This window comes from Paenimyroides tangerinum (genome assembly GCF_003865405.1).
Lineage (GTDB): Bacteria > Bacteroidota > Bacteroidia > Flavobacteriales > Flavobacteriaceae > Flavobacterium > Flavobacterium tangerinum.
The window spans coordinates 1-10,886 of sequence record NZ_RQVQ01000029.1 but is presented as its reverse complement, the minus strand read 5'-3'; the positions used below and the strand labels follow the sequence as shown (position 1 = coordinate 10,886).

Sequence of the window (10,886 nt, the reverse complement as noted above, 5' to 3'; positions counted from 1 at the left end):
TAAATCAAAAGACTTATAGGTTAAAACTTGTGGGCGATAAGGGATTCGAACCCCTGACCCCCTCGGTGTAAACGAGGTGCTCTGAACCAGCTGAGCTAATCGCCCGATTTATTTATTTCATAAATACATGACAAATATAAAAAGCTTTTTGGTTTTTACAAATAAAACTTCATGAAAATTTACAAAATTTCTGCAACTACAAAAGTACTTCCTCCAACATAAATCATATCATTTTTCGTTGCGATAGATTTAGCATGTAAATATGCTCTACTTATAGAATCAAAAACCTGGGAATTAAATCCAAAATCTTGCATTTTTTGTTGTAAAACATTAACGTCTAATCCTCTTGGAACATCTGGTTTTGCAATAAAATAGATTGCATCTTTCGGTAATAAAGGTAAAACTTCAGATAAATCTTTATCATTTACAACTCCAAATACGAAATAAAGATTGGTAAAGGTTTGTTCAAAAATTTGATCCATAACCATTTCTAAACCGTCTTTGTTGTGAGCTGTATCAGCAACAATTAATGGATTGTTACCAAGAACTTGCCAACGACCTTGAAGATTTGTATTTTTAATTACGTTTTTGAATCCATTTAGTTCATCGTTTTTACTAATTTCAAAAAATCTACGCAAAACTTCAATTGTTGCTTGAACCGTTTTTTTATTATGCTCTTGATAGTTTCCTTTCAAATCAGATTCTACATCAACTAAATCTATTTCAGAAGCGAAAATAATCTCGCTGTTGGTTTCTTCTGCTTTAGCAATAAAAACAGGCTTTGTATCATTATTATATTGCCCAATAATTACCGGAACATTTGGTTTGATAATTCCTGCTTTTTCAAAAGCAATTTCTTTATACGAATTTCCTAAAATAGCAACATGATCAAATCCGATATTTGTAATAACAGAAACTAAAGGTGTTATGATATTAGTCGAATCTAACCTTCCACCTAAACCAACTTCAATAATAGCAACATCAACTTGTTGTTGAGCGAAATAATCGAAAGCTAAACCAACCGTCATTTCAAAAAAACTTAATTGATTTTGTTCAAAAAAACTTTTATTATCAGTTATAAAACAAACAACATCTTCTTCCGAGATTTCCTTTCCATTAATTTTAATTCTTTCTCGAAAATCTTTTAAATGAGGTGAAGTATATAAGCCAACTTTATATCCTGCTTCTTGCAAAATTGAAGCGATCATAGATGAAGTCGAACCTTTTCCGTTAGTTCCGGCAACATGAATACTTTTAAATTTTGTTTCAGGAAAATCAAGATGTTTTGCCAATGCCAAAGTATTTGTTAAATCTTCTTTATATGCTTTAGCTCCAATTTTCTGATACATCGGAAGTTGATTAAACATCCAATCTAAAGTTTCTTGATAATTCATCTGTAAAATAATGTAATATTAGATAATAAATATTAAATTAAAAGTTTTGAAATTGATTCAGTTCCTTTCGATTTAACTAGGAATATTTTTTTATATTTGATTTTTAAATTTCATTAAAACAAAGAATGAAATCATTTACAAAAATGAAACATTTTTTTATTAAAAACTAAATAAAAATTTTATGATTGGATTTGTTTTACAAGCTCAAAACGATACTTTAACACAAGCAGCTGGTAGTGTTATCAATACTATGACAAATGAGAAAGAAATTTCGCTAATTGAATTTATTTTCAAAGGTGGTGTTTTTTTAATTCCAATTATACTATTGTTGATCTATACTATATATATAATCTTTGAGAGAAGTTTTTATATAAATAAAGCTGCCAAAAACAATCCGAATTTAATTTCTGATGTAAAAAATCAATTAGCTGCTGGTAATTTAGATTTGGCAATTTCTACAGCAAGAAGAGATAATACTGCAACTTCACACGTTATCGAAGAAGGAATTTTAACCATTGGAAGACCAATTTCTGAAATTGAATCGAATATGGAAAAAGTTACGAATATCGAAATTGCGGAAATGGAAAAGAAATTAAATCATTTAGGTTTGATTGGTGGTATTGCTCCTACTCTTGGTTTTGTTGGAACTATTTCTGGAGTTATTAAGATTTTCTACAATATTTCAATTACAGAAAATATTTCTATAGCAAATATTTCTGGAGGATTATACGAAAAAATGATTAGTAGTGGAGCTGGTTTAGTTGTAGGTATCATTGCTTATGCGGCCTATCATTTATTAAACGGAAAGATTGATAATTTTGCTTTGAATATTCAAAAAAATATCCTAGAATTCATTAACATAATACAACGTCCAAATGGCAATCAAAAGAAATAAACGTTTCAATGCGGAAATTGCTACTTCATCGTTGAGTGATATTATGTTTTTCTTATTATTGTTTTTTATAATCATTTCAACTCTTGCAAATCCGAACGTAATAAAAATGACGCTTCCAAAAGCTGAATCAAACGAAAAAACAAATAAACAATTAATTACGCTTTCAGTAACTGAAGATAAACAGTTTTATATCGATAAAGAATTAACTGCTTTTGATAATTTAGAACAAAGTTTGCTTGCAAAATTAGATCCAGCAAAAGAACAAACCGTAGTTATTAGAATTCCTTATAACTTACAAGTTCAAGATTTAGTTGATGTTCTTCAGATTGGAGTTAAGCACAATCTAAAATTTGTTATTGCTACAAGTGCACAATAAATTGTAAATCAGATTTACAGCAAAACAAACTACATTGAAAAGTGTATTTCCATAAAAAAAATGAGTTCGACATTGTATCGGACTCATTTTTTTTAATTACTTGTATTAAAAATTTGTTCTCTATATTGAGTTGCGGTCATTTTAGTAAGTCTTTTAAAAAAACGTAAAAAATTACTTATATCACTAAAATTAAAATAGTTCGATATTTCCTTTATAGATAAAGTTACAGTTTCTAATTTGTATTTAATTTGATGCAAACATTTTAAATCCAAATAATTTTTTACGCTAACACCATAAGTCGATAAACACAATTTATTTAGAACTCCATAATCAATACCAATTTTATCGCAGTAATACTTCACACTTCTATTGTTTTTTACATTTTCTACGATGCTTTCATTAAACAACCTAAGAATTTTTTCAGTAAACGAATCAGATTTAGGATGATTACACTTTGGAATATTACTATGAAAAATAGAAACTGATAATAATAATATTTGCTGTAATGTATTCTGTGCTAAAAGATAATTAAAATTAGTTCGCTCGCTTAATTGCGAATTAAAAAGCAAATCTAGATAATGATTTATAACTAAGCTATGTTTTTCATTAATCGAAATTTTATTGAACTTATTAATTCCATCAAATAATTTTGAATTTTTAACCAAATAACTGATGTCGTAATTTTTACTTATACAAGTATCTTTAAACTGAATATAAGACATTTGAAAATCCTCAATTGAACTTATTATTAATGAAACATCATTATTTACAAAAAGACATTGATTCTTTTTTAAAACAACACTTATATCATTAAAAGTAATCTTAACCGTTCCGTTTTCAACGCGTAAAATTTTATATACGTTTTTTTCTTGCATTACATATCTTGAAAAAGAATCATGGTTAATAATTGTTCCTGCAGAAAAACCTAAAAAATCATCTATAACTATCGCCTTCATTTACCCCTTATTTTGAACTCGAATATAATTTGAGTAATTATTTTTTTATTAACTTACATTACAAATAAACTCAGTTTTTCAAAAAACGAATGTAGAAGTATTTGTAAGCTCTTTGTAGAATTTGAACTACAATACTTTATATAAAAAAATAAAAACGCATAAATGAAGTCTAAGATATCATTATATGCGTTTTTTATTATTTAAACAAAACGAATATTGTTCGTTTTTAGCTGTAATAGAAATTCTAATTTTTAATTCTTTTCTTAAACCCCGATTTTAGTAATAAATTATTAGCTTTAGTTTATTTTTTCAAAATTCAGAATAAATCCATCGGCGCCAACTCCGTTTGAAATTATATCTTGGTCAATAACCAAATTGTTATTCGAAATATTTAAACCACCATATTCACCATTATCAATTTGTAAGTATTTTTGATTGTTTATTTCAATAATTGAATAATTATATGTTCCACTATCATAAATAAATTGAGTACTAGCCTCATTATTATTGACAACAACAATATTTTGGTTTTGAGAATTAAAAGTCCAAGTTATAGTTCCATTTGAATAATTCTCATTAATTCCTGCAAAACCACCACTTAAATTTTTCAAATTCCAAGTTCCATTTAATGATTGGTCCTGCGGAACAATATCTGCTTCTTCGGTGCATCCTGTAAACAGCAATAATCCGAAAAATAAAATCGAAATTAAGTTTTTAAAATTCATGATAAAATTGTTATAGAAGTTAATAAATTACACAGTTGAATTTTTAATTTTTTGGAAGCTATCTAAAGATTATTGATCAAAACTTATTACAAAAAATATTGCCTTCATACAATAAGATGGTAATTAGTTATAAAATCTTTTTTCAAAATATGTTTATTCTAATGTTTTTAAAATTGATTCAGCTATTTCGTTTTGACCTTCATCACTTGTAATATATTCTCTATCTTTTTGATTTGATAAATAACCTAATTCTAAAAAACTCATCGGAGCCTGTACATTTTTCAATAAATAGAAATCAATTTTTTTAATTTCAGATTTTGTAAAATTTATATTTTCATAAAGCTTTTTAGCTAATTCTTCTGAATCCAAGTTATTTCCGCCATAAATAATCTCAAATCCATTTTTATCTTCCTCTACGTATGAATTTAAATGAAGTGAAATTACATAATCAGGCGATAATTTGTTTATAAATTCTGCACGATCACTTAGAGAAATGAATTCATCTTTTTCACGGTTTAGTATGATTTCAATATCATCATTTGTATTTAATTCTTTAATTTTTTTTGCAATATCTAATACAATATCTTTTTCACGTAAATTTTGATTTACAGCCCCATAATCTTTTCCACCGTGAGAAACATCAATTACCAAAACTTTTTTATTCGGATTACTAAAACTCATAAAGATTGTCAAAGTAAATAATCCAATTAATTTGATGAAATTTTTCATAACTTACTGATTTAATTAATATTTACAGCTAAAATTCATATTAATGCAATATACGCATTTATGTAAAAGGTTGTCTTTTTAAAAATTAGTTTTTTTAACAAGGGTTTTACTAATAGAAAAAGCAACCCAAACGGATTGCTTCATTTCTGTTATACTTTTGATATTTTATCAACTGTTATAACTCTGAATGTGTTAGAATTCACAGTTATTTTAATATTCCTATCGACGTTAGAAATGTAATAATTTTTACCAATTCTCTCAAAGCCATCTATTGGCGTTACCGTAATTACCTCAAATATATTTTCTTCGATTTCTGCTTTAGAAAAATTGCTATTCAATTTTTTGTTTATTCGACCGAAAACAAGCTCTGCATAGCAAATATTTTTCAGAATATTATTCTTATCAATGTTCATTTTGGGTGGTATATTTTTTTAGAGGTAAGTATAGAAACACCTTCTAAAATTGATTATTGTATTCATAAACTAGCAAAGGAGCACACATAGAGATCGCACCCTCCGGGCAAGACGAAAACATATATTAACAGTTCATTATTGTGTATGACTGATGCAATCCAGTTTCACTTTGTTAGTTTTAGTTAGTTTTTTTATAAATAATCCAACTCTCTACAAGATAATAATCCCAGATTCCTTTACGCGCTGTAATTTTCAGGTAATATTCTTCTGGACTTGTGTGTAAATATTCTTCGATTGTCGTGTATTGAACATCAAATTTATTATGATGATCTTTGAAAATAAAATCAATATTACTTGAGTATTTTCCCGCCCAAAACTTAGTTATTTTACAGTCAAAAACTTCTTCAACATTTTGTTTAGCTACCCTATTGTTCAAGATGTCCCATGAGATTTTAGCAATTTGTCCTAAACTTAAGTATGAAAAAAAAGATCCTTGAATTAAGTAGAAGATGGTTAAAAAGATCCATAGTGTAACACCTCTGTTTGTAGAAAATTTGTTCATCAAAAACTGTCGACGACAAACCGCAAGTATAAAAAGACCTAAAATTGTTGGAAGTAAAAATATGTAGATAAAGTATCTATTATCGTGACCAATTGATTTAGGTTCTAAAAACAAGTAATATAAAATACCTAAAATCATGAGCCCGACGAGAATTCTATAATAAACTTTTTCTAATTTTTTCTCTTTACCAACTGTAAGTCTTTTTTGTATAAACTTCATATTTTCAATTTTGTCAGTAGGTGTAAGCTGGTTTTCCCCATGATGTCATAGCGTGACTGCTAACGTTTACATGGGTGAAATATACATAATTTATTTTAATGTTAAAAAATATTCAAACATCAATAAAATTGGAAGGTACAAATCAATTTAATATTGCAAACTTAGTATTGATACAGCCATCATTCGAAACAAAAAAGCGAGGAACGCCCTCGCATTTAACCCACAATCTACCAATTCCCAATCCGTTTGAATTATGATTTGATTACGGCTAATATAGTATTGCTTTTTTAATCTCAAACTTTTATACTTTAGAAGTTATTGATCAAACTTTTAAATCTGATTTTTAAGCCCTACTTCATTTAAGCTTAACTTATTTTGTTTTAAACGATTTACATAAATATTAGTTATATGTGTCGCATAAACTCTTGTTATAGGTTTATTTGGCTACAATTGAATATCTAAAGTAGCATAATTTGTATTTTCGCCTATTGCAATTGCCTTCATACTGTTGTTACCTAGCTGTATAATAGTTACTAAACGTGATTTAAATTCTAAATCATATTTCTATTTTCTTCCCATAAAAAAAACTCAAAAATATCAAACTTTGTGGGCATGTCCTCAAAAATCGTTAAGTCAGAATCATGTAGTCAATTTGTAGTCAAAAAAGAAAGAAAAAAAAACCTAACCGTCTAAAAATAAGATGATTAGGTTTTTATTTTGTGGAGCCGCAGGGAATCGAAATCCGTTCCGCGAGTATTTCACTTTTAAAAAAACTTATAAAACCTTAAAAAACAAGAACTTAACCACTAACGGGTTTAAATTTATAATACAAAATTAAACATTTATTTTTGACTTTGGTCAGAAAATGGACAGAGTAAAAACACTTGAAAATATAGACTATCAGTGGCTTAAGGAGAATCCACTAAAAAAACATGGTCAGAAACTTTTAGCTATCCAAAATCCTAGAATAATCATTTGCGGGATAGTCCTTCAAATACTCTTTCAAAAGGTCGTTAAGAATATACTTTACCGTCTTTTGGTAGAAAGGCTCACCAATGTTATAATAGTTTAATGTATTGTGAATTTGAGAGTTTATAAAACCTAATTCATTTCGTTTTGATTCTATTCGAATAAATTCTAAATCTTCTAAAAGAAATAGTTTTACTTGTTCTGGGGAAATTAAAATCGTTGTGGAGTTTCTCCCATGAATATCTTTTATCGTTCCGGCAAACAGTTTAAACTCCAAATCCTCCCCGCTTTTAAAACCGAATGTGATTACATCATTCTTATAAAACTTTCTGTTACGATTTGAGTATGCAACTTGCATGTGGAATTTATTATTTACAACGCGAAAAGAAAAACCGAATGTATGGTTTGGAAGATATTGAACCGGTATGTAGTCTAGGGCCGATTCAAATATATTTTTATGATATAACCTATAAGAATTAAGCGCATCATAATCTTGTCGAACGAGTTCGATTTGGTTTAGGATTTGTATTTCTTCTTCGGTTAGGATCATTATATAAAATTACAACATTATTGTATATAATAATTTATAAAAATTGTATTTCAGTTTTTAAAAAATAAAAAATGCCCATTGGATGGCGCTTGCTATTGATTTTATCAAATTTAGAAATTAGACAGCTTTAAAACATTATAGGGGTACGACAATTTTTATTCCTTTAGCTTTAACTTCATCATACGTAGCCCCACCCTTAATATATTTTTTAACGGTGTTTTTATTATCTAGTGCTTTATTGTAAGCAGCAATAATTTTATGTTTCTTGTCAATTGTGCTCATTTATATAGTATATAATTTAAGTACAAATATACAACGCGGCACAGAATCTAATAAGTGTAAATTCCGATTTTAATAATAATATTATGCGTCAAGAAGTCTTGAAATAAAAAATAGAAAAAATGCGTAAAAAGTTGTAAATTTGCAAATATTTACTATTTTTGATTTATACAACCAATAAGATTTAACATGGAATTTAGTTTAGACTATAACGAATTTAAAAGCTTGCATACTGAGTACAGTAGGGTTTCTCGTATTAGTAAAAACGAGAGTTTCGTTAAGAATAGTTTTTTACTTGTATATAAGTCGATTCAGTTAAGATATGAACTTTTCAAAATTAATTTAGTCTACGGAAAACTTTCAAAGACCTTAAAAAATTCGTGGAATAAAATTGAGAAACTACCTCAAGAAGATTTAGTGAAATTTCATAATTTGATTATAAAAACAATTTCAAAAATGGATGAAATTGACGCTATGTATAAGGATAACTCTATTAAAACATATCGTAGCTCGCATGAGTCTTTCAAAGAAATATTATTTGAAACCAGTTCTAAATTAAGAAAACAAAAAAACAAAATGCGATAGATTATGACGTTTCAAAAAGGCGACATTATATATTGCTATTTTCCTCTTCCAAATCAAAAAGAAATCAAGAATCATCCTTTTTTAGTACTCTCAAATGAGGAACTTTTTGATGAGCATGAAATTTATATCGGGATAATGCTTACGCATATGAATTCTATTGATGAATATACGTATGAATTAACAAATGATATGTTTGTTACAAGACCTAATGACGATAAATTTATGCAGGCTAGGCTTCAATTTATAACATATTTAGAACAAAAAAGTTTTTCCGCACCTAGACCCTTCTGTAAATTGAAAAATATATTTCTTGAGGAAATAATTCGAGAAGTCAAAAAGATTATTTAAACAGAAAAAGCAACCCAAACGGATTGCTCTAAATTATAAACAAACTTATTGTTAAACTATCGGGTAAGACGAAAGCTAAGTTATTGTACGATATTATTCCTTATTAAAAAATTTATACTTTAATATTTAGGTTATAAAATATCCTCGTTTAATCTCGTAAATACAGAGCCTGTCCTTCTATATTTCATTTTCTTGCCCTTTACACAAAGTGAGTACATCCCGTTTCCTTTCTGCTCAGATATATTTAAAAGCTTTACTTGATCAACTTTACAATCGTTTTCAACTGCAACGTGTTTTTTCAAATCGTCTGTTGTTGCATCAAATTTCTTTAACCAAGAATTTATACCTTTTTCACTTTTGGGTTCAATATAGTTTGCATCTATAACACATTCATTTTCTGAAGTTGTTGTTTTGGTATCATATTCCCAAGTTTTATCACTCTTAAGAATTACTTTTTTGCCATCTTCAGTTGTTGCTATTTTATTTTGTGCAAATGTAAAAGTTGGAGCTAAAATTAGTCCAAGAATAATTAGTTTTTTCATTTTGTTTAACTGTTTCTATTTATATTATTTTACCAACAATTATCGCTAACGTTCTGCATGTTGCCTATCCCGGCAAAAGTACTCATTGATGATAGTGGCAAAAAGAAAAACCCAAAGCTTAACCAATACCAAAAGTAAGCGCCCACTTTAATTCATATTTTTATTTTAATAAACTTTCATCTCGTGCCCTCCGGGCAAGACGAAAGCTTAGTTATTAGGCGATGTAATTTTATAACTTAGGTTTTGGATTATTTAATACATATTCACTTTCAATTTGTTTTAATTTTTCCAAAAGTAACCCCTCTTTCGTACTTTTTTTGAAAGCCAATTTCCATTTTAACCCATTTTTCACTTTTTCTTTATCTGTTAAGTAAGTCCGTCCAATTAACTCATAAAAAGCAATGAGAACAAGAAATATTAAAATAGTAGATGGAATTATATTATCATCGTATTCTAAACCTTCATATTTTAGAGAAGCAAAGTAATTTTTAATTTTATCAAAAAATTTTATATAAAAAGGAAGGATTACAATAGTAATGAATAAAGTAATAATTGGTCTATTACAATATTTACTATTAATCTTAAAATTTTTGATTTCTGAATTTCTTTGTTCTTCTAAATAACTAGTTTTAGAATTCTCCCATTTTTCTATGTTTTCTCGAATAATTCTATTATTTTTCTCAAATTCAAAATCTTTTTTTAGTGATTCTAGTTCTAATTCTAAATCTGATTTTTCTTTATTTTTTTGTTCATTCTCTGTTTTTATATCCCTTATATGAGATTCAGCTTTTTGTTTTTTATCAGATAGTTGTCCTTGTTGCCTTTGTGAATCTTCTAACTGTTTCCTCATTTGAGAGTTTTCTTCAGATAGTTTTAAATTTTCAATTGCAATATAAGAATCTATTATTTTAATTTTTTCCTCATAGTCATTTTCAGCTTTGTCTAACTTTGCTAATAGAACCTGATCTCTTAGTATTTTTACTTTTAGCTCATATGAGGATTCAAAATAACTATCATTAAGTATTTGTAAGGTTTTAGATTTCGTTGTAGAATAATCAATATCAAAACTTCTAAAATCACTGATTGAAAATGTATCAATAAATTTTTTGTTTGAATTATAGTCATTTTCAATAAATGGTCTAATTAGTTGCAGGAAAACACTTGGATTAACTAAAAAATTAATTTCCCAATCGCTTTTGTAATATTGCTTCTCAAATTTTCCTAAAACATAATCTGAACTTAAAAAGAAAGCTTTAGAATCTAAAAATTTAGTTTTTTTAGGTGCAAAAAACGGCTATAGTATACCACCTTCAGCGGATTAAAGTGAGCATAGCGCAACGGCTC

At 27.5% G+C, this 10,886-nt stretch carries 13 protein-coding genes and 1 tRNA gene; 3 read left to right on the top strand and 11 right to left on the bottom strand.

Annotation, left to right across the window (positions count from 1 at the left end):
• Positions 1-30 precede the first annotated feature (30 nt).
• Both EG240_RS11890 and EG240_RS11885 read right to left on the bottom strand, forming a co-directional pair.
• A tRNA-Val gene (locus tag EG240_RS11890) sits at positions 31-105 on the bottom strand.
• A 74-nt stretch (positions 106-179) separates the two neighbouring features.
• The gene (locus tag EG240_RS11885; protein ID WP_125019613.1) at positions 180-1,394 is read right to left on the bottom strand and encodes a bifunctional folylpolyglutamate synthase/dihydrofolate synthase; all 1,215 of its coding nucleotides are present in this window, start codon (positions 1,392-1,394) and stop codon (positions 180-182) included.
• 181 nt (positions 1,395-1,575) lie between these two features.
• On the opposite strand from EG240_RS11885, the gene EG240_RS11880 reads away from it, so the two are divergent.
• The gene (locus EG240_RS11880; protein WP_125019612.1) at positions 1,576-2,289 is read left to right on the top strand and encodes a MotA/TolQ/ExbB proton channel family protein; all 714 of its coding nucleotides are present in this window, start codon (positions 1,576-1,578) and stop codon (positions 2,287-2,289) included.
• A complete protein-coding gene (locus EG240_RS11875; protein WP_125019611.1) occupies positions 2,270-2,665 on the top strand; it encodes an ExbD/TolR family protein in 396 nt (131 codons plus the stop codon). The genes EG240_RS11880 and EG240_RS11875 overlap by 20 nt, the downstream gene beginning before the upstream one ends.
• Positions 2,666-2,757: 92 nt before the next feature.
• Here the strand turns inward: EG240_RS11875 and EG240_RS11870 are convergent, their stop codons facing one another.
• The 7 genes from EG240_RS11870 to EG240_RS16510 all read right to left on the bottom strand — a co-directional run bounded on the left by EG240_RS11870 (position 2,758) and on the right by EG240_RS16510 (position 8,070).
• Positions 2,758-3,621 (bottom strand): helix-turn-helix domain-containing protein, encoded by an 864-nt coding sequence (locus tag EG240_RS11870; RefSeq protein ID WP_125019610.1) that lies wholly within the window; start codon positions 3,619-3,621, stop codon positions 2,758-2,760.
• A 296-nt stretch (positions 3,622-3,917) separates the two neighbouring features.
• Entirely contained in the window at positions 3,918-4,346 is a 429-nt protein-coding gene (locus tag EG240_RS11865; protein WP_125019609.1) for a hypothetical protein, read from the bottom strand.
• A gap of 153 nt (positions 4,347-4,499) precedes the next feature.
• A complete protein-coding gene (locus EG240_RS11860) occupies positions 4,500-5,075 on the bottom strand; it encodes an N-acetylmuramoyl-L-alanine amidase family protein (protein ID WP_125019608.1) in 576 nt (191 codons plus the stop codon).
• A 149-nt stretch (positions 5,076-5,224) separates the two neighbouring features.
• Positions 5,225-5,488, bottom strand: coding sequence for a DUF3781 domain-containing protein (locus EG240_RS11855; protein WP_125019607.1), 264 nt, complete (start codon positions 5,486-5,488; stop codon positions 5,225-5,227).
• A gap of 178 nt (positions 5,489-5,666) precedes the next feature.
• Positions 5,667-6,269, bottom strand: coding sequence for a hypothetical protein (locus tag EG240_RS11850; protein ID WP_125019606.1), 603 nt, complete (start codon positions 6,267-6,269; stop codon positions 5,667-5,669).
• A 946-nt stretch (positions 6,270-7,215) separates the two neighbouring features.
• Positions 7,216-7,788, bottom strand: a complete 573-nt coding sequence (locus EG240_RS11845) for a hypothetical protein (protein WP_125019605.1) — start codon at positions 7,786-7,788, stop codon at positions 7,216-7,218.
• A 135-nt stretch (positions 7,789-7,923) separates the two neighbouring features.
• A complete protein-coding gene (locus EG240_RS16510) occupies positions 7,924-8,070 on the bottom strand; it encodes a hypothetical protein (protein ID WP_158612022.1) in 147 nt (48 codons plus the stop codon).
• A gap of 585 nt (positions 8,071-8,655) precedes the next feature.
• Between EG240_RS16510 and EG240_RS11840 the strand changes: the two genes are divergently transcribed.
• Complete coding sequence (locus EG240_RS11840; protein WP_125019604.1) at positions 8,656-9,000, top strand: type II toxin-antitoxin system PemK/MazF family toxin; 345 nt, start codon at positions 8,656-8,658, stop codon at positions 8,998-9,000.
• 131 nt (positions 9,001-9,131) lie between these two features.
• Here the strand turns inward: EG240_RS11840 and EG240_RS11835 are convergent, their stop codons facing one another.
• A complete protein-coding gene (locus tag EG240_RS11835; protein ID WP_125019603.1) occupies positions 9,132-9,542 on the bottom strand; it encodes a DUF3157 family protein in 411 nt (136 codons plus the stop codon).
• Between the two features lie 229 nt (positions 9,543-9,771).
• Positions 9,772-10,392 carry a hypothetical protein gene (locus EG240_RS11830; protein ID WP_125019602.1) on the bottom strand — a complete coding sequence of 207 codons (621 nt, stop codon included), beginning with the start codon at positions 10,390-10,392 and terminating at the stop codon, positions 9,772-9,774.
• Positions 10,393-10,886: the final 494 nt, after the last annotated feature.